Consider the following 20264-nt stretch of genomic DNA (forward strand, 5'->3'; position numbering starts at 1 on the left):
CGCCGACGCACCCAACCCCGGACACCCGCAGCCTCACCCGCCTATCGTGTCCGGGGCGGGCCCTGCCGTCGGCCCGTCGGGCCGCGTGGGCGGGCCGGCCACGACCACGAGGAGCACGGTGACCTTCACAGCCCCGATCCAGCTGCCCGGCCTGACCCTCGACCCCCAGTGGTACAAGCGGTCCGTCTTCTACGAGTGCATGATCCGCTCGTTCGTCGACTCGAACGGGGACGGCATCGGTGACCTGCAGGGCGTCATCGGCAAGCTCGACTACCTGCAGTGGCTCGGGATCGACGCGCTCTGGCTGCCGCCGTTCTTCCAGTCGCCGATGCGCGACGGTGGCTACGACATCGCCGACTACAAGGCGATCCTGCCCGAGTTCGGCACCCTCGACGACTTCCGCGAACTCGTCACGAAGTCGCACGAACGCAACATGCGCATCGTCATCGACATGGTGATCAACCACACCTCGGACCAGCACGAGTGGTTCCAGCAGTCCCGCGAGGACCCGGACGGGCCGTACGGCGACTTCTACGTCTGGCGGGACACCGACGAGGAGTACCCGAACATCCGCGTCATCTTCGTCGACACCGAGGAGTCCAACTGGACGTTCGACCCGGTCCGACGGCAGTTCTTCTTCCACCGGTTCTTCTCGCACCAGCCCGACCTCAACTTCGAGAACCCGGCCGTGGTCGAGGCCGTGTACGACGTCATCCGGCACTGGCTCGACCTCGGGGTCGACGGACTCCGACTCGACGCGATCCCCTACCTGTTCGAGTCCGAAGAGGGCAACGGCGAGGGTGAACCGCGGACGCACGAGTTCATCAAGAAGATGCGCGCGATGGTGGACGACGAGTACCCCGGTCGCGTCCTGCTCGCCGAGGCGAACCAGTGGCCCCGTGAGACGGCCGCGTTCTTCGGCACCGACGAGGAGCCCGAGTGCCACATGGCCTTCGACTTCCCCGTCATGCCGCGCATCTTCTACTCGCTCCGGGCGCAGCACGCCAAGGAGCTCGCGGCGATCCTCTCCGAGACGCTCGACGTGCCGTCGAGTGCCGCCTGGGGCGTGTTCCTCCGCAACCACGACGAGCTGACGCTCGAGATGGTGAGCGAGGAGTACCGGCAGGCCATGTACGGCTGGTACGGCTACGACCCGCGGATGCGCTCGAACATCGGCATCCGCCGTCGGCTCGCCCCACTGCTCGACAACTCGCGTGCCGAGCTCGAACTCATCCACGCGCTGCTGTTCTCGTTGCCCGGCTCCCCCTTCCTGTACTACGGCGACGAGATCGGGATGGGCGACAACATCTGGCTGCCGGACCGCGACTCGTCCCGCACGCCGATGCAGTGGACGCCGGACCGCAACGCCGGGTTCTCCACAGCCGACCCCGGGAAGCTCTACCTGCCCGTCGTGCAGTCCCTGGTCTACAACTACGCACAGGTCAACGTCGAGGCGCAGCTCGCGCAGTCGCGGTCGCTGCTGCACTGGGTGCGGAACGTCATCCACGTGCGGAAGGCGCACCCGGTGTTCGGCCTCGGCACGCTCGAGGTGCAGCAGACCTCGAACGACTCCGTGCTGTCCTTCGTCCGCTCGTGGGAGGGATCGGGGCAGCAGTTCGGCCCCTCGGCGGAGGACGTGCTCTGCGTGTTCTCGTTCGCGACCAACCCGACGTCGGTGACGATCACCGCGCCGGAGTTCGCCGGGCGGCCGCTGTACGACCTGTTCGGTGGCGGGTCGTTCCCGTCGTTCGACGAGGACGGGACGGTCACGCTGACGCTCGCGACGCAGTCGTTCTACTGGCTGCACATCGGGGCGCCGGTCGGCTGAGTCGCGCTCCGCGCGGCGGTCGGATCCGTCAGCAGCGGCAGCGGCACCGCCCATGTCGGCCGGGTCGGCCGTGTCTGCCTGGAGGCCCGTCCCACCCTGGTGAGGCGGGCCTCCGCCCGTCTCGCGGTGCGTCTCCGGACGCGACCCTGCTCACCGGGCGTGGGCGCGCCTCCACCGGGCGTGTCGGTGCGGGCCGTTACCGTTGTCATGTGACGTACCCCGCTCCTGAGCTCGACGCCCCTGCACCGGTGCAGGACCTCTCCGGCCGACCGTGGTGGCACGCACTCGGCGTGTTCGACCTCGAGACCACCGGCGTCGACGTCGAGACCGCCCGCATCGTCACCGCCCATGTCGGCCTCATCGACATGACCGGCCGCTCCATCGCCGAAGGTGGGTGGCTGGCCGACCCGGGGGTCGAGATCCCCGAGGGCGCGGCAGCCGTGCACGGCATCAGCACCGAGCAGGCCCGGGCCGAGGGGCGTCCCGCCGGCGAGGTCGTGGCCGAGATCATCGCCGCGATCGAGGCCGTGTTCGCCCGGGGCATCCCGCTGGTGATCTACAACGCACCGTACGATCTGACCGTCCTCGACCGCGAGGCGAAGCGCCACGGCCTTGCCTCCCCCGTGATCGGCAACGTCGTGGACCCGCTCGTGATCGACAAGGCGCTCGACACCTTCCGCAAGGGCAAGCGCACGCTCGAGGCGGCGTCCGAGCTGTACGGCGTGACCCTCTCCGACGCGCACGACGCCGCGGCGGACGCCATCGCTGCCGGGCGGGTCGCGCAGGCGATCGCGGCGAAGTACCCGGACGAGCTCGGTGTCTCCGCCGAGGAGCTCCACCGCAAGCAGGTCGGCTGGTGCGCGGACCAGGCGTCCTCGTTCCAGGACTACATGCGGAAGAAGCGCGACCCGGCGTTCACCGCGGACGGACGCTGGCCGCACCGCAACGGCTGACGCCCGGGCGCCCGCGCCCGCGCCCGCGCCTCCCGCGCGCTCCCCCCGGCCCTCCCTCGCGCTCCGAACCACGGAAACGACGTCGAACCAGTGCCTGCATCTGGTTCGACGTCGCTTCCGTGGTTCGTCCCCGCTGCCGCGCCCCGCGCGCCGCGCTGCCGCGCGCTCCATCGCCGCCCCGCCCCCGCGCCCCCGCGCGACAGAACGGGCGGCCCTCCCGCAGGAGGACCGCCCGTTCGAGCGCCGGAGCTGCTTACTTGGAGAAGCCCTTGAAGCGCTGGTTGAACTTCTCGACGCGACCGGCCGAGTCGAGGATGCGCTGCTTGCCCGTGTAGAACGGGTGCGACGCGGACGAGATCTCGACGTCGATCACCGGGTAGGTGGCACCGTCGAGCTCGATGGTCTTGTCGCTGTTCGCGGTCGAACGCGTCAGGAACGTCTCACCGGAAGCCAGGTCGCGGAAGACGATGGCGCGGTACTCGGGGTGGGTGTCGGTCTTCATCTGGATTCCTCGGTCACTGTCGGTGGTGGAGCAGCGCTGGCCGGGTCGAGACCCTGCCGGTTGCACTGAAGTCTGTGGCTTGCGCCAGCCGTCTACGTTACCAGAGAGACGGCAGGATCGCAGCGCCTACGACGCGCGCGCCGTGTAGCGCCCCGCGTCCTTCGTGACGGTGAGCGCGATGCCGAACGCCTCGCTGAGGGTCTCGTCGGTCAGGACCTCGTCGATCGTCCCCGCGGCCTGCACGTGCCCGTCCGACAGGATCAGGGCGTGGGTGAACCCGGCGGGGATCTCCTCGACGTGGTGCGTGACGATGACGATGGCCGGCGAGTCCTCGCTCTGCGCGTACCCGCCGAGCGTCCGGACCAGGCTCTCGCGGGCGCCGAGGTCGAGCGACGCGGCCGGCTCGTCGAGGAACAGGATCTCCGGGTCGGTCATGACGGCCCGAGCGATCTGCACGCGCTTCTGCTCACCGTCGCTCAGCTCGCCGAACGTCCGGTCGGTGAACCCGCCGAGGCCCCATTCCTCGAGCACGCGCTGCGCACGGCGGACGTCGAGCTCCTCGTACTCCTCGTTCCACCGTCCGGTCACGGAGTACGCGGCGGTCAGGACGACGTCGAGGACCTTCTCGGTCACCGGGATCCGACGGGCGAGGGCGGTCGAGGCGAACCCGATCCGGGGGCGAAGCTCGAACAGGTCGGCACCGCCGAGTTCGGTCCCGAGCACCTCGACGTGTCCCGACGTGGGGAACGTCTGGGCCCCCGCGACCTGCAGCAGCGTGGTCTTGCCGGCGCCGTTCGCACCGAGCACGACCCAGCGTTCGTCGTCCTGCACCTCCCACGAGACCGTGTCGAGGATGGTGGCCCCGTTGCGGACCACCGAGACGTCTGACAAGCGCACGACCGAGGGCATGCACTCAGCCTACGGGGTCCGCACTGGAGGCACGTGGTGCGCCACACGCACGGCCCGCGCCCGACGGCGGGTCACCTCGTCGCGACCCGCCGACGATCCGCTCAGCGCGCGGCGAGCACCTCGTCGTAGACCTGACGGGTGCGGGTCGCGATGGCGTCCCACGTGAACTCCGTCTCGACACGCAGTCGTCCGGCACGGCCCATGAGCTTCGCCAGCCCGACGTCCGACAGGACCTCGTTGAGGGTGGCTCCGAGGTCCGCGACGAACTTGTCCGGGTCGGTCGGGGTGCCGGTGCCGTCCTGTGCCTGGTCGATCGGCACGATGCGACCGGTGAGTCCGTCCGCGACGACCTCGGGGATACCCCCGGTGCCGGTCCCGACGACGGGGATCCCGCAGGCCATGGCCTCGAGGTTGACGATGCCGAGCGGCTCGTACACCGACGGGCAGACGAAAACGGTGCCCGACGAGAGCACGTGCACGATCTCCTGGTGCGACAACATCCGGTCGATCCAGACGACGCCCTCGCGGTGCTGCCGGAGGTCCTCGACCAGCCCGGTGACCTCCGCCATGATCTCGGGGGTGTCCGGTGCGCCGGCACAGAGCACGATCTGCACGTCGGCGGGCAGGGTGGCGACAGCGCGCAGCAGGTACGGCAGGCCCTTCTGCCGCGTGATCCGGCCGACGAAGACGACGCTGGGCCGATCCGGGTCGATGCCGAGGGACCGGACGGAGTCCTCGTCGATGGTCGGCTGCCACTCGTTGATGTCGATGCCGTTGTAGACGACGTGCACCTTCGCGGGGTCGATCGACGGGTAGGACCGCAGGATGTCGGCGCGCATCGCCTTCGACACCGCGATGACGCCGTCCGCCTGCTCGAACGCCTCGCGCTCCATCCAGCTCGACAGGCGGTAGCCGCCACCGAGCTGCTCGGCCTTCCACGGCCGCAGCGGCTCGAGCGAGTGCGCCGTGACGACGTGGGGGATGCCGTACGTCAGCTGGGCGATGCGCCCGGCGGCGTTCGCGTACCAGGTGTGCGAGTGGACCAGGTCGGCCCCCTCGACGTCGGCGGCCATCGACACGTCGGTGCCGAGCGCCTGCAGCGCGCCGTTCGCCTGTTCGAGGCCGGCCGGGGCCCGGTAGGCCCACACGCCCTGCTCGTCGCGGAACGCCCCGAACGCCCGGACGCGGACGTCGGTGTCCGTTCCGGACCGCAACGCCGCGGTCAGTTCGGCCACGTGGACACCCGCACCGCCGTAGACCTCCGGCGGATACTCCCTGGTCAGTAGATCGACTCGCACGCGTTCAACGTAACGGGTTCGCAGTCCGGACGCCTACTGTGAGCGGTATGGCACCAAAGAAGGTCTTCGGCATCGTCCTCGCCGGTGGCGAGGGCAAGCGGCTCATGCCGCTCACGGCCGACCGGGCAAAGCCCGCCGTTCCCTTCGGGGGGAACTTCCGACTCGTCGACTTCGCGCTCTCCAACCTGGTCAACTCCGGGTTGCAGAAGATCGTCGTCCTGACGCAGTACAAGTCGCACAGCCTCGACCGGCACGTGGCCGAGACCTGGCGCATGGAGGGGCTGCTCGGCTCCTACGTGGCCTCGGTCCCGGCGCAGCAGCGGCTCGGCAAGCGCTGGTTCGCCGGGTCCGCGGACGCGATCCTGCAGTCCCTGAACCTGCTCCGCGACGAACGACCCGACATCGTCGTCGTGGTCGGCGCGGACCACGTCTACCGGATGGACTTCCACCAGATGGTCGAGGCGCACATCGCCTCGGGCCGCAGCGCGACCGTCGCGGCGATCCGCCAGCCGATCGGCCTGGCCGACCAGTTCGGCGTGATCCAGGTGGCCGAGGACGACCCGACCAAGATCGACGCGTTCCTCGAGAAGCCGAAGGACGCGATCGGCCTCGCCGACTCCCCCGGCGAGATCCTGGCGTCGATGGGCAACTACGTGTTCAACGCGGACGCCCTCGTCGACGCCGTGCTCCGGGACGGCCAGGTCGAATCCTCCGCGCACGACATGGGCGGCGACATCGTGCCCGACTTCGTCGCACGTGGCGACGCCGGGGTCTACGACCTGCAGCGCAACGAGGTCCCCGGCTCGACCGACCGCGACAAGTACTACTGGCGCGACGTGGGCACGATCGACTCGTTCTTCGACGCGCACATGGACCTCATCGCGCCCGTGCCGATCTTCAACCTGTACAACACGCACTGGCCGATCTTCAACCAGCAGACGAACCTGCCCCCGGCGAAGTTCGTGCGGGATGCGAACGGGAACAACGGCTCGACCGTCGACTCGATCGTGTCGCTCGGCTGCCTGGTGTCCGGTGCCCAGGTCGAGCGCAGCGTGATCGGCCCGTGGTGCAAGCTCGACTCCGGGTCGAAGGTCCTCGATTCGATCGTCTTCGACCGCGCGCAGATCGGCGCCGGCGCGATCGTGAACCGCGCGATCCTCGACAAGGACGTCCTCATCGCACCGGGCGCCCAGGTGGGCGTCGACCGCGAAGCGGACGAGGCCCGCGGCTTCACCGTCACCGAGTCCGGCATCACCGTGGTCGGCAAGGGCGTGCGCGTCGACGCCTGACGTGACAGCGGCCTGACTGGGCCCACTCCGCCGGTTCCTGGGCGACGCGCCAGCGGCGGACAGGCCGTGCCGGTGGGGGGAGGCGCGATCGACGTCACAGACGTCGGCCGCGCCTCCGCCTGTCGGTACCGTTGGTGCGTGCCGCGCTTCCTCGTCGTCCTCGATGCTGACTCCACCCTCCTCGAGGACGAGGTGATCGAACTCCTGGCGGACGTCGCCGGGACCCGGCCACAGGTGTCGGCGGTGACGGAGCGCGCCATGCGCGGCGAGATCGACTTCGCCGAGAGCCTCCGGGAGCGTGTCGCGACGTTGGCGGGCCTCCCGTCCGCCGTCTTCACGGAGGCGCAACGCGCCGTCCGCCTGACGCGCGGAGCCGATGAACTCGTCCAGGGCGTCCACGCCGCGGGCGGGACGCTCGGCGTCGTGTCCGGCGGCTTCCACGAGGTCCTCGACCCGTTCGCCGCGCAGCTCGGCCTCGACCACTGCCGGGCGAACCGGTTGGAGGTGGCGGACGGCGTGCTCACCGGCCGCGTCGTCGGGCCGGTGGTGGACGCGCACGCGAAGGCCGAGGCGCTCCGGGAGTGGGCAGTAGCGGACGGTGTCGACCTCGTCCGGACCGTGGCGGTCGGCGACGGGGCGAACGACCTCGAGATGATGCGGGTGGCTGGCCTGTCCGTCGCGTTCGACGCCAAGCCCCGGGTGCGGGCCGAGGCGGACGTCGCCGTCGTCGACCGGGACCTCTCGACGGTGCTGGCCGCGCTGGGCCTCCGCGGCTGACGCGCGGGCTAGTGGCCCATCCCCAGGCCCCCGTCGACGGGGATCACGGCGCCGGAGATGTACCCGGCACCGTTCCCCGCGAGGAACAACGTCGCGTCGGCCACGTCGTCGACGGTGCCGTACCGCGCCGCGGGGATCTGCTTCTTGAACTCCGCCTGCAGTTCCTCGGGCAGCGCGGCCGTCATGTCGGTCTGGATGAAGCCCGGCGCGACGACGTTCGCCGTGATGCCGCGGGAGCCGAGCTCGCGCGTGATGGACCGCGCCATGCCGACCAGCGCCGCCTTCGAGGACGCGTAGTTGACCTGTCCGACCTGGCCGTACGCGCCGACGACGCTCGACATGAGCACGATGCGGCCGAACCGGGCCTTCATCATCCCCTTCGTCACGCGCTTGACCACGCGGAAGGTGCCCGTGAGGTTCGTGTCGATCACGCTCGTGAAGTCCTCCTCCGACATGCGGAGCAGCAACTGGTCGTTCGTGATGCCGGCGTTGGCGACCAGGACCTCGATCGGACCGAGTTCCGCCTCGACCAGCGAGAACGCCGCGTCGACGGACGCCGTGTCCGTGATGTCCGCCTGCACGGTGAGCGCACCCTCGGGCCCGCCCTCGCCGCTCCGAGAGGTCACCGCGACCCGGTGCCCCGCGGCGACGAACCGCTCCGCGAGGGCGTGGCCGATGCCGCGGTTGCCGCCGGTGATCAGGACGGTTCGGGGGGTGCTCATGGTCGCTCCGTTCGGTGGGATCGTGCTCGCGTCCTCCGGACAACCCGTCGGACACGCCCGGACGAGCGTACCGGAGCCGATACCCGCATCCGGAGGGCCCGCGGCGGTGCGACTGTCGGTGGTCCGGAGTTAGGGTTGACCCTGGGCGAAGGAAAGAACATCTGATGAAGACGACGCACAGCATCACCTCCCTCCCGGACTCTCCGGAACAGGACCGTGCTCACCGTCTGTCGCGCTACGTCTGGCAGATGGCCGTGCGCGTGGTGTGCTTCGTCGGCGCGGTGCTCGTCTACACGACGTGGCACACGTGGCTCGCGGTCATCCCGATCGTGCTGGCCGGCGTCATCCCCTGGGTCGCGGTGATCGTCGCGAACGCGGGCAGCCGTGCCGAGAACGACATCGTCACCCCCGCCGGCGCCGTGCAGCTCTACGACGCCGACGACGTCCGCATCCGCGAGCAGCAGGAAGACGCCCGTGCGCAGGCCTACCGCGACGAGCAGGACCGCCTCCGCGACGAAGCCCAGCACGCGCAGGAAGAATGGCAGCGCCACGGCGACCGCTCGCGCTTGTGGAAGACCCGCTGATGGGCGCAACGTTCGACCTCCTGACCGAACCGGGCTCCACGCCCGTCTGCTCGCGTGCCGGGTGCACCGCCACCGCGACGTGGCGGATCAACTGGCGGAACCCACGCATCCACGCGATCGACCGCGTGAAGATCTGGGCCGCCTGCGATGAACACCGGGACTTCCTGGCGGATTACCTCCGATCGCGGTCGTTCCCCGTGCGGGTCACGGGCATGCACGAAGACGTCGACCACCTCGACGACGTCCGCGTGATCGCCGACGGCCCGAAGAACGACGTCGGGGTCCGCGCGTCCGGCACGGATCGATGACCGAGGGCTTCGACCCGGAAGCCCGGTACGGTCGCCGTCACGCGGCGAAGCTCGAGCGCGCCCGAGCGGCGGATCGAGCGCGAGCAGCCAACCAGGCGCGACCAGCCGATCGATCAGCCGCAGCCGCAGCCGACCGACCGCGCGCGGGCGTCCTGCAGTCCGGCGACGCACCGCTCCCCGACGGGTCGCAACACGCCGGTGACCCGAGCTACGCAACGGGCCTCGGCACCGATCAGGACCCCGATGAGCCCTTCGTCGGCTGGCACTTCGTCCGGAGTCGCCGCTGGCTCGGCTACTTCGCGGTCGCGGTGGCCTTCGCGATCATCTGCACGCTGTTCGGCATGTGGCAGTGGGACCGCCGGAACGAGGCCGTCCGTGAGAACGAGCAGGTCGCCCAGAACTACGAGCACACTCCGGTGCCGATCGACCGGGCGCTCCCCCGCCCCAGCAGCTGGAACGCCGACCAGACGTGGCTCCGCGTCGCCGTGAGCGGCCGCTACGACACGTCGTCACAGCTCCTGGTCCGCAACCGCGTGCACAACGGCCAGCCGGGCTTCGAGGTCCTGACACCCCTCGTCACCGCGGACGGCCGCGCCTTCATCGTCGACCGCGGATGGGTCCCGACCGGCAACACCCAGGACGCCCCCGACCACGTCCCGGCTCCGCCTTCCGGTGACGTCTCGGTGGTCGTGCGCCTGCAGCAGACCGAACCCCGCATCCCCGGCCGGACGGACCCGGCGCACACCGACCAGGTGCAGTCCGTGACGCTCCCGGACATCGCGTCGAAGGTCGACGTCCCGATCTGGACGGGCGCGTACGGACAGCTCGCGTCCGAGAACCCGGCACCGAGCGAAGCACGGCCCCTCGGGTGGGACCGTCCGACCGCGGACACCGGCTTGCACCTCAGCTACTTCATCCAGTGGTTCATGTTCGCCGCCGGCGGTTTCGGCTTCCTGGCCTACCTGATGGTGCAGGAGTACCGGAACCTCAACCAGGACGACCCGGAAGAACGGGAGCGCGCCCTCGAGCGGCAGCGCCGCAAGGACGCCAAGCCGAAGACGGACGCCGACATCGAGGACGCACTGCTCGAGTCCCGCCGCTGACGCGACCAACGACGTGACGGGAGGCTCCCCACCGTCTGGTGGGGAGCCTCCCGTCACGTCCCGTCGCCGTCAGGCGAGCTCGATCAGTTCCGCGTAGTCCTTGTTCCAGTGGTCCTCGGTGCCGTCCGGGAGCAGCAGCACGCGCTCCGGGTTCAGCGCCTCGACCGCACCCGCGTCGTGCGAGACGAGCACGACCGCACCCTCGAAGCCGGCAAGGGCGTTCAGGATCTCCTCGCGCGATGCGGGGTCGAGGTTGTTCGTGGGCTCGTCCAGGAGCAGCACGTTCGCGCCCGAGACGACGATCATCGCGAGCGACAGACGGGTCTTCTCGCCACCCGAGAGCACACCGGCCTTCTTGTACCCGTCGTCGCCGGTGAACAGGAACGAGCCGAGCACGCGCCGTGCCTCGGTCTCGTTGAGGTCCGTCGACGCCGACACCATGTTCTCGATGACCGTGCGGTTGACGTCGATGTTCTCGTGCTCCTGCGCGTAGTAGCCGATCCGCAGACCGTGCCCCGGCAGGATCTCCCCGGTGTCCGGCAGGTCGGCGCCCGCGAGGATGCGCAGCAGGGTCGTCTTGCCGGCACCGTTGAAACCGAGGATGACGACCCGCGAGCCACGGTCGATGGCGAGGTCCACGCCCGCGAAGATCTCCAGCGACCCGTAGGACTTCGACAGCCCCTCGGCCATCAGCGGGGTGCGACCGCACGGCGCCGGCGTGGGGAACCGGATCTTCGCGACCCGGTCGGCCACGCGCTCGTCCTCGAGACCGGCGAGCAGCTTGTCGGCGCGCGCGACCATCTGGTGCGCAGCCGCAGCCTTCGAGGCCTTCGCACCGAACCGTGCAGCCTGGTCCTTGAGCGTCGCGGCCTTCTTCTCGGCGCCCGCGCGCTCCTTGCGGCGTCGGTCCTCGTCGGCGGCGCGCTGCCGCTGGTAGAGCTTCCACCCCATGTTGTAGATGTCGATGACCTGCCGGTTCGCGTCGAGGTAGAAGACGCGGTTGACCACTTCCTCGACGAGCTCGACGTCGTGCGAGATCACGATGACGCCGCCGGGGTACGTCTTGAGGTGCTCGCGCAACCAGACGACCGAGTCGGCGTCGAGGTGGTTGGTCGGCTCGTCGAGGATCATCGTCTCGGCGTCGGAGAACAGGATGCGCGCGAGCTCGATGCGTCGGCGCTGTCCGCCGGAGAGCGTCTTCAACTGCTGGTCGAGGATGCGATCCGGGAGCTTGAGGTTCGACGCGATCGACGCCGCTTCGGCTTCGGCCGAGTAGCCGCCGAGCGCGTTGAACTGGTCGTCCAGTCGGGAGTACCGGCGCATCGCCTTCTCGGCGACCGCGGCGTCCGCGCTCGCCATGTCGAGCGTCGCCTGGCGGATCCCCTCGACCAGCTCGCCGAGCCCGCGGGCGTCGAGGATGCGCTTGCGCGCGGTGTCCTCGGGGTTGCCCGAGCGGGGGTCCTGCGGCAGGTAGCCGATCTCACCGGTGCGCTCGATCTTGCCGCCGTTCGGTGCCAGGTCGCCCGCGAGGGCCTTCGTCATCGTGGTCTTCCCGGCGCCGTTCCGGCCGACGAGACCGATCTTGTCACCCTTCTCGACACGGAAGGAGACGTTCTCCATGAGGAGGCGAGCCCCGACGCGGATCTCGAGATCGTGCACGGCAAGCACAGCAGACGTCCAATCAGTTGGTGGAAGTGCACAACGGTGTGTGCGGGAGGTGCACCGCTACGCTGACGGGACCGATGGTCCGAAACGGACCAGCAGTCCATTCTAGGAGAATCCATGACGAACGCCACCGGGTTCGCTCCCCGCGCAGTCCTCGCCGACCGTCTGCGCACCCACGGCCTGGCCACCGACGCCGCCCTGATCGCCGGGGGCGCGCTGTTCACCGCCGCCCTGGCACAGGTCGAGGTGCCGATGTGGCCGGTGCCGATCACGGGTCAGACGCTGGCGGTCGTGCTCGTCGGGGCCACGCTCGGGGCACGACGGGGCATGCTCTCGCTGCTCGTCTACGCGGTCGCCGGGCTCGCCGGTGCGCCGTTCTTCGCCGACATGCACGGCGGCCTGCAGTCCCTCGCGCTCCCGAGCTTCGGGTACGTCATCGGGTTCATCCCCGCCGCGGGTCTCATCGGCTGGTTGGCGCGCCGGAACTGGGACCGCAAGTTCCTCCGGGCGACCGCGGCGTTCACGCTCGCGAGCGCGATCCCCTTCGTCACCGGCCTGCCCTACCTGGCGGTCGCGCTCGGCCAGCTCGACGCGCCGAACGACCTGCAGTCCGTGCTCGCCGCGGGCCTCTACCCCTTCATCGTCGGCGGGATCGCCAAGGCGCTCATCGCCGCGGGCATCGTGCCCCTGGTCTGGAAGGCCGTCGGCCGCCGCTGACCGGGCGGACAGACAGACGGGAGGCACGGTGCCAGCTGGCACCGTGCCTCCCGTCCGTGGTGGTGGCGACTAGATCGAGAAGCCGAGCGCGCGCATCATCTCGCGGCCGTCGTCGGTGATCCGGTCCGGACCCCACGGCGGCATCCAGACCCAGTTGATCCGGAACGCGTCGACGATGCCGTCGAGCGCGTTCGCGGTGTCGCCCTCGATGACGTCGGTCAGCGGGCAACCCGCGCTGGTGAGGGTCATGCTGATCACGAGCGCCGAGGCCTCGTCGTCCCAGGCCAGGTCGTAGATCAGGCCGAGGTCGACGATGTTCACGCCGAGTTCCGGGTCCTGGACCTCTTTCAGGCCTTCGACGACCTCGTCGAACTTCTCGGGTGCGAGTGTTGTGATCATCAGACCTGCGCCTGTGCCTGTGCCTCGACGGCCGCGGCCTGCACGTAGCGGTCGTAGCCCTCGTTCTCCAGGCGCTCGGCGAGCTCCGGGCCACCCTGCTCGGCGACCTTGCCCGCGACGAACACGTGCACGAAGTCCGGCTTGATGTAGCGGAGGATGCGCGTGTAGTGCGTGATGAGCAGCACCCCGAGCCCGGTCGCCGCCTTGGCGCGGTTCACGCCCTCCGAGACGATCTTCAGCGCGTCGACGTCGAGACCGGAGTCGGTCTCGTCGAGCACGGCGAACTTCGGCTTGAGGAGCTCGAGCTGCATGATCTCGTGGCGCTTCTTCTCGCCGCCGGAGAAGCCCTCGTTGACGTTGCGCTCGGCGAAGGAGGAATCCATCTTGAGGTCCGCCATCGACTTGCGCAGGTCCTTGACCCAGCCGCGGAGCGCGGGTGCCTCGCCGTCGATCGCGGTCTTCGCGGTGCGCAGGAAGTTCGACACCGTCACACCAGGGATCTCGACCGGGTACTGCATGGCGAGGAACATGCCGGCACGAGCGCGCTGGTCGACGGTCATCGCCAGGACGTCCTCACCGTCGAGGGTGATCGAGCCACCGACGACGTGGTACCGCGGGTGACCGGCGATCGTGTACGCGAGGGTGGACTTGCCGGAGCCGTTCGGCCCCATGATCGCGTGGATCTCGCCCTCGTTGATGGTCAGGTCGACCCCCTTGAGGATCTCCTTCACACCCTGATCGGTGTCGATCGAGACCCGCAGGTCGCGGATTTCCAGAGTGGACATTGCGTGTGTTCCTTCGGTTGGAGCGTCAGGCGCGGCGTCAGCCGCGGGAAGATGTGTGCCCGGTCGTCGGACCGGCGCGGTGCCTCAGTCGACCGGGATCGGGTCGTGCACGTCGACGTAGACGTCGCCGTCGCGCACCTCGACCCGGAAGACCGGCACCGGCTCGTACGCCGGGAAGTTCTGCGGCTTGCCGGTCGTGAACGAGAACCGGGACCCGTGGGCCCAGCACTCGAGCGTGTCGCCCTCGACGAACCCCTCGGCGAGCGAGATCTCACCGTGCGTGCAGGTGTCCCCGATCGCGTGGATGGTCCCCGAGGAGTCCTTCACGATCGCGATCGGCTCGCCGTCCACGACCGCCCGCATGGGGCTGTCCACCGCGATGTCGGCCTCGGCGCAGACCTTCTCCGCCATCAGGCACCCACCTGCGGGGCAGCGACCGTGGATCGGCCGGCGGTGAGTTCCTGCTCGACCGCGGCGATCAGGCGCTCCTCGAGCTCGGGCGCCCCGATCTTCTGGATGACCTCGACCAGGAAGCCGAGCACGACGAGGCGTCGGGCTTCTTCTTCCGGGATGCCGCGGGCCTGCAGGTAGAACAGCTGCTCGTCGTCGAAGCGACCGGTCGCGCTCGCGTGGCCGGCTCCCTCGATGTTGCCCGTCTCGATCTCGAGGTTCGGGATGCTGTCCGCCCGCGTGCCGTCGGTCAGGACGAGGTTGCGGTTCTGCTCGTAGGAGTCGGTACCGTCGCCGGTCCGACCGATGAGCACGTCACCGATCCACACGGTGTGTGCGCCGTCGCCCTGCAGTGCGCCCTTGTAGTTGACACGGCCACGCGTGTTCGGCGCGTCGTGGTTCACGTAGACCTGCTGCTCGATGTACTGACCGGCGTCGGCGAAGTACACGCCGTACATCTCGGTGTCGGCACCCTGCGCGCCGAGGTGCGTCGACGGGTTGACCCGCACGACGGACCCGCCGAGCGAGACCACCACGTGCTTGAGGAACGCGTCGCGGCCGACCTCGGCGAACTGCGTCGACACGTGCACGGCGTCGTCGTCCCAGTCCTGCAGGCTGACGACCGTGAGTCGTGCGCCGTCGCGGACGACGATCTCGACGTTCTCGCTGAGGAGCGCCGAGCCACGGTTGTCGATGACGACGATGCCCTGGGCGTGCGGCTCGGCCGTGATCACCGTGTGGGCGGCGCGCGGCTGCGAACCGAAGTCCGACCGGGTCAGCGTCAGGAACTCGTGCGCCTCGGTCGCCTTCACCGTGATGGCGAGCACGGCGTCACGTGCGGACCACGCCGCCGCGGCCGCTCGGTCCTCCGGCAGCCCGGCGGAACCGACGCGGGGGTCGTCACTCCGGACCCACTCGACGTCCGCACCGTCCGACTGGCGGGCGAGGAACGGGTACGCGGAACCGTCCAGGCCGCCGGCGAGGATCGGCTGGAGCTTCGCGAGTGGCGCGAACTTCCAGTTGACCTCTCGGCCGGTAACCGTCGGGAAGGCGTCGAGGTCGGCGGACCGGAAGCGCTCGGAGCGGGTCTGCACCGGGATGCCCTTGCCGGTGTCCCAGCCGCCGTCGGAGTGCGCCCGCGCGCCGTGCTGCTCCGTGCCCGCGGCAGGAGCCACGGGCTCGTCGATGTGCGGAGCCGGTGCGGCCGCGATCGGGTTCGTACTGGTGCTGGACATCTAGCCGACGGATCCTTCCATGCTCATCTCGATGAGCTTGTTGAGTTCGAGTGCGTACTCCATCGGGAGCTCGCGGGCGATCGGCTCGATGAAGCCACGGACGATCATCGCCATCGCCTCGTCCTCGGCCATGCCGCGGGACATGAGGTAGAAGAGCTGCTCCTCGCTCACGCGCGAGACGGTCGCCTCGTGCCCGAGCTGGACGTCGTCGACGCGGATGTCGATCGCCGGGTAGGTGTCGGACCGGCTGACCGTGTCCACCAGGAGCGCGTCGCACCGGACGGTGTTGGCCGCGTGGTGCGCACCCGGGTCGACCCGGACCTCACCCCGGTAGCCAGCACGGCCACCGCCGCGTGCGATGGACTTCGAGACGATCGACGACGTCGTGTACGGCGCCATGTGGATCATCTTCGCGCCGGCGTCCTGGTGCTGCCCGGGACCGGCGAAGGCGACCGACAGGGTCTCGCCCTTGGCGTGCTCACCCGCGAGGTAGATGGACGGGTACTTCATCGTCACCTTGGAGCCGATGTTGCCGTCGATCCACTCCATCGTGGCGCCCTCGTGGGCGATCGCACGCTTGGTGACGAGGTTGTAGACGTTGTTCGACCAGTTCTGGATGGTCGTGTAGCGCACCCGGGCGTTCTTCTTCACGATGATCTCGACCACGGCCGAGTGCAGTGAGTCCGACTTGTAGATCGGGGCGGTGCAGCCCTCGATGTAGTGGACGTACGAGTCCTCGTCGGCGATGATCAGCGTCCGCTCGAACTGGCCCATGTTCTCGGTGTTGATCCGGAAGTAGGCCTGGAGCGGGATCTCGACGTGGACGCCCTTCGGGACGTAGACGAACGAGCCGCCGGACCACACGGCGGTGTTCAGCGCGGCGAACTTGTTGTCGCCCGCGGGGATCACCGTGCCGAAGTACTCGGCGAACAGTTCGGGGTGCTCGCGGAGGGCGGTGTCGGTGTCCATGAAGATGACGCCCTGTTCCTCCAGGTCCTCGCGGATCTGGTGGTACACGACCTCGGACTCGTACTGCGCCGCGACGCCGGCGACCAGTCGCTGCCGTTCGGCCTCGGGGATGCCGAGCTTCTCGTACGTGGCGCGGATGTCCTCGGGCAGGTCTTCCCACGACTGGGCCTGCTTCTCCGTGGAGCGGACGAAGTACTTGATGTTGTCGAAGTCGATGCCCGTCAGGTCGGCACCCCACGTCGGCATGGGCTTGCGACCGAAGAGCTCGAGGCCCTTCAGACGGTTCTTGAGCATCCACTCGGGTTCGGCCTTGAGGTTCGAGATGTCGGTGACGACCTCTTCCGAGATCCCCCGGCGCGCCGAAGCCCCGGCAGAGTCGGAGTCGGACCAGCCGAACTCGTACTGACCGAGCCCTTCGAGCTCGGGACGATCGATGAGCACGTCGGACATGATTTCCTCGTTTCCTCTTCGCGGCAGCGTCTTGTGGGGCAACCGATCGGCGCTGGACGCCATTCCACCGCGTGCCGCCGACAGGGCCGGACCCGGTGTTGCGACCTCGCAACGACAATGGTTCCACGCAGTCCCTGGGGTGATCGGCGATCACGGCTCATTCGGAGCCGGCGCCTGCCTAGACTTGACTGCTGCTGAACCCTCCGATCCTACAGGTTCACTGCACGGAACAACAGGAAGGCACCGCCCTCGTGACTCGCGTCGGACCCCCCGTCGAGCAGGACGTCAAGACCGCGTGGTGGTCGCTCCCCCGGATCGTCGACCGGCGCGTGATCTGGCTGGCGTGGGCGTCCTTCATCGTCGAGGTCGTCCTGATCGGCACCGGCGGCCTCGTCCGGCTCACCGCGTCGGGCCTCGGGTGCCCGACCTGGCCGAAGTGCACGGCCTACTCGCTGGTCTCGACGCCCGAGATGGGCGTGCACGGACTCATCGAGTTCGGCAACCGTCTGCTCACCTTCGTGCTCGTGGTCGTCGCGATCGCGGTCTTCCTCGCCGTCGTCCGGATGCGTCGCACCCGCCCCGAGCTGTTCTGGCTCGCGTTCGCCCAGGGCGCCGCGATCCCCGTGCAGGCCGTCATCGGAGGCATCAGCGTGTGGTCGAGCCTCAACCCCTTCGTGGTCGGCCTGCACTTCGTGGTCTCCGCCGCACTCACCTCGGTGACCGCCGCGCTGGTCTACCGCGCCCTGCACGGTCCGCTCACCGGCGTCCGCCTGGTCCCGCGCTGGTACGTCGGGGTGGTCCGCGGGGCGGTCGCCGCCGTCGTCGGCACGGTGCTGATCGGCATCCTGACCACCGGCAGCGGCCCGCACGCCGGGGCGAGCGAGACCGTGGACGGCGGACGTCTGCACCGCACCGGATTCGACACGGGCGTGATGGAGCACCTGCACGCGATCCCCGCGTACGTCCTCTTCGCACTGACCCTCGTGCTCGTGATCGGGGCCGTCCGGCTCCGGCTGCCGAGCAAGTGGCCCCTGATGCTGCTCGTCGTCGAGTTCCTGCAGATCGCCGTCGGCCTCACGCAGGCGCGGTCGGGTCTGCCGGTCGGACTCGTCGGGACGCACATGGTCCTCGCCGGGCTGCTCGTCGCCGCGATGACGGCGGTGGTCCTCGCGACGACCAGGAGCGCCGGGCGCGACGCGATCCGCGAGCCCCTGCCCGCCTGACCCGGGGCCCGCGGCCGGAACGACCTGGCTGCGTGCGTGCGTGGGCGCGTTCGTGCGTGCGTGCGTGCGTGCGCATGGTGCAACGAACCACCGCGTGATCGACTGGTGCTCGGTCGGAACATGCGCACGGATGCCATGCGTGCGCATGTTCCGACCGACCACCCCGTGATCGACTGGGGCTCGGTCGGAACATGCGCCCGCACACCGTTCGCGCGCATCACTCGACCGACCACCGCGTGATCGACTCGTGCTCGGACGGAAGATGCACACCGATCCGGGCGGGCGCGCCACGGCGTGGCCATCGCCAGGCGGTGCGGGTCCGCGGAGCGACGAACCCTCCGCCACAGGAACCGGTCGACGCGACGCGCCCATCGTCGGACGGGAGGCGGGGGTCGGGCTGGCACCGCGCCTCCCGTCCGACGGTGCGCGGGTGGGCGCGATCGCGCTGCCGCCAGCCGTTCGCCATCCGCCCGAGCGCGAGGCCCTGCGCTCCCGCTGCAGGACGACTCCGCGGATGTCACACGGCTGCGGTCGTGTCGCACTGCGCGGCACGCGAGCCCCATCCGACCAGCATGCGGCATCGCCGTCGCCGAGCGACAGCCGCGACGCCGCATCGGCGCCGCAGACCAGCACGCCCCATCGGCGCCGCAGACCAGCACGCCCCATCGGCGCCGCGGACCAGCACGCCCCATCAGAGCTCGGACGAGCACGCCCGCGGGCGGCGACCCCTAGAAGCGGAAGACCTGCGGGAGCAGCGGGTCGATGCCCACTGCGATGAACAGCAGCGTCAGGTACGTGATCGAGCTGTGGAACACGCGCATCGGGTGGACGTGCTCGACGTGCTGGATCGCCCGCGAGTACAGGCGGTGGGACTCGACCACGAACCAGATCCCTCCGGCCAGCGCGACGACGGTGTACAGCGGCCCCATGTGCCCGACCGGGATGAGCAGCAGCGAGCAGACGAGCGTCGCCCACGCGTACAGCACGACCTGCAGGCCGACCACGGTCCGGCCCCGCACGACGGCGAGCATCGGCACGTCCGCCGCGTCGTAGTCGTCGCGGTACTTCATGGACAGCGGCCAGTAGTGCGGCGGCGTCCACAGGAAGATCACCATGAACAGCACGACGGGGGTCCAGGTCAGCGTCCCGGTGACGCCCGCCCAGCCGATGAGCACGGGCATGCAGCCGGCAGAGCCGCCCCAGACGATGTTCTGCGGGGTGCGGCGCTTGAGCCACAGCGTGTAGACGAAGACGTAGATGAGGATCGCGATGACGCTCAGCGCGGCGGCGAGCCAGTTCACGAGGAACCCGAGCACGGCGGTCGACAGGATCCCGAGGACCCACGAGAACACCAGCGCCTGGCGGTCGGTGAGCTCGCCGGTGACCAGCGGCCGGGCACTCGTGCGCTTCATCAGCCGGTCGATGTCCCGGTCGATGTAGCAGTTGAAGGCCGACGCGGACCCCGCGGACATCGCACCGCCGAGCATCGTCCAGAGCACGAGCCACAGGTCTGGAACGCCCCGGGCGGCGAGGAACATCGTCGGTGCCGTGGTCACGAGCAGCAGCTCCATGACGCGCGGCTTGGTCAACGAGACGTACGCACGGACCTTGCGGGACAGCGTCGAGCGGGGTCGATCGGTGTCCCGCCGGGTCACGGTGGCAGTCGGCAAGGGAACCTCAGTCTGTTCGCGGTCAGCACGCACGCTCGGTGGACGGCGCCGTCGTCGTCCGGGCATGCGGTCGACCCGGAATGCTCACGGGTCGTCGCCAGTTTACGTGATCAGGACGCCGCGACGAAGCCGAGTCCCGCCATCCGAACCGACGAGCCGGAAGCCGCGCTCGCCGAGCGAGCCGGAAGCCACGCCCCGCCGGTCCGACCGACGAACGGGTTCACCCCCGCAGCCGACCGCACCGATCGACACGCCCGGTCGACGATGCTTCCGGGTGGACGCTCGACGAACAAGGGCGTCACCTGAACCCCTACTGAGTGCATCGTCACTATGCTGGACCTGCCCTCCCGCGGTGCGTACCCCGATGACGTCGGTCGCGATGAGCCGGTCGGGCCGCCGTTCGACGGCGACACGACTCCGGCGCCGGG

20 protein-coding genes are annotated in these 20264 nt (G+C 69.6%); 9 read left to right on the forward strand and 11 right to left on the reverse strand.

What is annotated here, in order from left to right:
* Window positions 1-118: 118 nt before the first annotated feature.
* Both treS and J7E22_RS11680 read left to right on the forward strand, forming a co-directional pair.
* The gene (gene treS / locus J7E22_RS11675; RefSeq protein WP_214981910.1) at window positions 119-1828 is read left to right on the forward strand and encodes a maltose alpha-D-glucosyltransferase; all 1710 of its coding nucleotides are present in this window, start codon (window positions 119-121) and stop codon (window positions 1826-1828) included.
* Window positions 1829-2037: 209 nt separating this feature from the next.
* A complete protein-coding gene (locus tag J7E22_RS11680; protein ID WP_214981911.1) occupies window positions 2038-2781 on the forward strand; it encodes a 3'-5' exonuclease in 744 nt (247 codons plus the stop codon).
* A gap of 253 nt (window positions 2782-3034) precedes the next feature.
* Here the strand turns inward: J7E22_RS11680 and J7E22_RS11685 are convergent, their stop codons facing one another.
* The 3 genes from J7E22_RS11685 to glgA form a co-directional block, all read right to left on the reverse strand.
* Window positions 3035-3283: a type B 50S ribosomal protein L31 gene (locus J7E22_RS11685; protein WP_017887280.1), complete on the reverse strand. Its 249-nt coding sequence runs from the start codon at window positions 3281-3283 to the stop codon at window positions 3035-3037.
* 126 nt (window positions 3284-3409) lie between these two features.
* Window positions 3410-4192, reverse strand: coding sequence for an ABC transporter ATP-binding protein (locus tag J7E22_RS11690; protein ID WP_214981912.1), 783 nt, complete (start codon window positions 4190-4192; stop codon window positions 3410-3412).
* A 101-nt stretch (window positions 4193-4293) separates the two neighbouring features.
* Window positions 4294-5490 (reverse strand): glycogen synthase, encoded by a 1197-nt coding sequence (glgA, locus tag J7E22_RS11695; RefSeq protein WP_214981913.1) that lies wholly within the window; start codon window positions 5488-5490, stop codon window positions 4294-4296.
* A 47-nt stretch (window positions 5491-5537) separates the two neighbouring features.
* Between glgA and J7E22_RS11700 the strand changes: the two genes are divergently transcribed.
* Both J7E22_RS11700 and serB read left to right on the forward strand, forming a co-directional pair.
* Window positions 5538-6779, forward strand: coding sequence for a glucose-1-phosphate adenylyltransferase (locus tag J7E22_RS11700; RefSeq protein WP_214981914.1), 1242 nt, complete (start codon window positions 5538-5540; stop codon window positions 6777-6779).
* A gap of 138 nt (window positions 6780-6917) precedes the next feature.
* Window positions 6918-7556 carry a phosphoserine phosphatase SerB gene (gene serB, locus J7E22_RS11705; protein WP_214981915.1) on the forward strand — a complete coding sequence of 213 codons (639 nt, stop codon included), beginning with the start codon at window positions 6918-6920 and terminating at the stop codon, window positions 7554-7556.
* Window positions 7557-7564: 8 nt separating this feature from the next.
* Here serB and fabG read toward each other — a convergent pair whose 3' ends face one another.
* The gene (fabG, locus tag J7E22_RS11710) at window positions 7565-8278 is read right to left on the reverse strand and encodes a 3-oxoacyl-ACP reductase FabG (RefSeq protein ID WP_214981916.1); all 714 of its coding nucleotides are present in this window, start codon (window positions 8276-8278) and stop codon (window positions 7565-7567) included.
* Between the two features lie 164 nt (window positions 8279-8442).
* Between fabG and J7E22_RS11715 the strand changes: the two genes are divergently transcribed.
* The 3 genes from J7E22_RS11715 to J7E22_RS11725 are packed head-to-tail and all read left to right on the forward strand — an operon-like array spanning window position 8443 to window position 10273.
* Window positions 8443-8862 (forward strand): DUF3099 domain-containing protein, encoded by a 420-nt coding sequence (locus J7E22_RS11715; RefSeq protein WP_214981917.1) that lies wholly within the window; start codon window positions 8443-8445, stop codon window positions 8860-8862.
* Window positions 8862-9170: a hypothetical protein gene (locus J7E22_RS11720; RefSeq protein ID WP_374193272.1), complete on the forward strand. Its 309-nt coding sequence runs from the start codon at window positions 8862-8864 to the stop codon at window positions 9168-9170. Before J7E22_RS11715 ends, J7E22_RS11720 begins: the two co-directional genes overlap by 1 nt.
* Window positions 9167-10273: an SURF1 family protein gene (locus J7E22_RS11725; RefSeq protein WP_214981918.1), complete on the forward strand. Its 1107-nt coding sequence runs from the start codon at window positions 9167-9169 to the stop codon at window positions 10271-10273. The genes J7E22_RS11720 and J7E22_RS11725 overlap by 4 nt, the downstream gene beginning before the upstream one ends.
* Before the next feature lie 69 nt (window positions 10274-10342).
* On the opposite strand, the gene J7E22_RS11730 is transcribed toward J7E22_RS11725, so the two are convergent.
* Complete coding sequence (locus tag J7E22_RS11730) at window positions 10343-11941, reverse strand: ABC-F family ATP-binding cassette domain-containing protein (RefSeq protein ID WP_214981919.1); 1599 nt, start codon at window positions 11939-11941, stop codon at window positions 10343-10345.
* A 114-nt stretch (window positions 11942-12055) separates the two neighbouring features.
* On the opposite strand from J7E22_RS11730, the gene J7E22_RS11735 reads away from it, so the two are divergent.
* Window positions 12056-12655: a biotin transporter BioY gene (locus J7E22_RS11735; protein ID WP_214981920.1), complete on the forward strand. Its 600-nt coding sequence runs from the start codon at window positions 12056-12058 to the stop codon at window positions 12653-12655.
* 69 nt (window positions 12656-12724) lie between these two features.
* On the opposite strand, the gene J7E22_RS11740 is transcribed toward J7E22_RS11735, so the two are convergent.
* The 5 genes from J7E22_RS11740 to sufB all read right to left on the reverse strand — a co-directional run bounded on the left by J7E22_RS11740 (window position 12725) and on the right by sufB (window position 16943).
* On the reverse strand, window positions 12725-13054 hold the full coding sequence (locus J7E22_RS11740; RefSeq protein ID WP_214981921.1) for a metal-sulfur cluster assembly factor: 330 nt from the start codon (window positions 13052-13054) through the stop codon (window positions 12725-12727).
* Window positions 13054-13839: a Fe-S cluster assembly ATPase SufC gene (sufC, locus tag J7E22_RS11745; RefSeq protein ID WP_214981922.1), complete on the reverse strand. Its 786-nt coding sequence runs from the start codon at window positions 13837-13839 to the stop codon at window positions 13054-13056. Before sufC ends, J7E22_RS11740 begins: the two co-directional genes overlap by 1 nt.
* Window positions 13840-13923: 84 nt before the next feature.
* The gene (locus J7E22_RS11750) at window positions 13924-14250 is read right to left on the reverse strand and encodes a non-heme iron oxygenase ferredoxin subunit (protein WP_374193273.1); all 327 of its coding nucleotides are present in this window, start codon (window positions 14248-14250) and stop codon (window positions 13924-13926) included.
* On the reverse strand, window positions 14250-15524 hold the full coding sequence (gene sufD, locus J7E22_RS11755; protein ID WP_214981923.1) for a Fe-S cluster assembly protein SufD: 1275 nt from the start codon (window positions 15522-15524) through the stop codon (window positions 14250-14252). The genes J7E22_RS11750 and sufD overlap by 1 nt, the downstream gene beginning before the upstream one ends.
* Complete coding sequence (sufB, locus tag J7E22_RS11760) at window positions 15525-16943, reverse strand: Fe-S cluster assembly protein SufB (protein ID WP_214981924.1); 1419 nt, start codon at window positions 16941-16943, stop codon at window positions 15525-15527. It lies immediately after the preceding gene.
* Between the two features lie 251 nt (window positions 16944-17194).
* Here sufB and J7E22_RS11765 point away from each other — a divergent pair, with 251 nt between their 5' ends.
* Window positions 17195-18166: a heme A synthase gene (locus J7E22_RS11765; protein WP_214981925.1), complete on the forward strand. Its 972-nt coding sequence runs from the start codon at window positions 17195-17197 to the stop codon at window positions 18164-18166.
* 728 nt (window positions 18167-18894) lie between these two features.
* Here J7E22_RS11765 and J7E22_RS11770 read toward each other — a convergent pair.
* Window positions 18895-19821, reverse strand: coding sequence for a heme o synthase (locus J7E22_RS11770; RefSeq protein WP_214982064.1), 927 nt, complete (start codon window positions 19819-19821; stop codon window positions 18895-18897).
* Window positions 19822-20264: the final 443 nt, after the last annotated feature.

The sequence above is a fragment of the Curtobacterium sp. ISL-83 genome (assembly GCF_018613895.1).
Taxonomy (GTDB): domain Bacteria; phylum Actinomycetota; class Actinomycetes; order Actinomycetales; family Microbacteriaceae; genus Curtobacterium.

Coding starts and splice junctions, on each gene's coding strand:
- J7E22_RS11690 (WP_214981912.1), bottom strand. CDS start 4,192: ATGCCCTCGGTCGTGCGCTTGTCAGACGTCTCGGTGGTCCGCAACGGG.
- J7E22_RS11720 (WP_374193272.1), top strand. CDS start 8,862: ATGGGCGCAACGTTCGACCTCCTGACCGAACCGGGCTCCACGCCCGTC.
- J7E22_RS11750 (WP_374193273.1), bottom strand. CDS start 14,250: ATGGCGGAGAAGGTCTGCGCCGAGGCCGACATCGCGGTGGACAGCCCC.
- J7E22_RS11735 (WP_214981920.1), top strand. CDS start 12,056: ATGACGAACGCCACCGGGTTCGCTCCCCGCGCAGTCCTCGCCGACCGT.
- J7E22_RS11685 (WP_017887280.1), bottom strand. CDS start 3,283: ATGAAGACCGACACCCACCCCGAGTACCGCGCCATCGTCTTCCGCGAC.
- sufC (WP_214981922.1), bottom strand. CDS start 13,839: ATGTCCACTCTGGAAATCCGCGACCTGCGGGTCTCGATCGACACCGAT.
- J7E22_RS11715 (WP_214981917.1), top strand. CDS start 8,443: ATGAAGACGACGCACAGCATCACCTCCCTCCCGGACTCTCCGGAACAG.
- J7E22_RS11700 (WP_214981914.1), top strand. CDS start 5,538: ATGGCACCAAAGAAGGTCTTCGGCATCGTCCTCGCCGGTGGCGAGGGC.
- fabG (WP_214981916.1), bottom strand. CDS start 8,278: ATGAGCACCCCCCGAACCGTCCTGATCACCGGCGGCAACCGCGGCATC.
- sufD (WP_214981923.1), bottom strand. CDS start 15,524: ATGTCCAGCACCAGTACGAACCCGATCGCGGCCGCACCGGCTCCGCAC.
- sufB (WP_214981924.1), bottom strand. CDS start 16,943: ATGTCCGACGTGCTCATCGATCGTCCCGAGCTCGAAGGGCTCGGTCAG.
- J7E22_RS11725 (WP_214981918.1), top strand. CDS start 9,167: ATGACCGAGGGCTTCGACCCGGAAGCCCGGTACGGTCGCCGTCACGCG.
- J7E22_RS11740 (WP_214981921.1), bottom strand. CDS start 13,054: ATGATCACAACACTCGCACCCGAGAAGTTCGACGAGGTCGTCGAAGGC.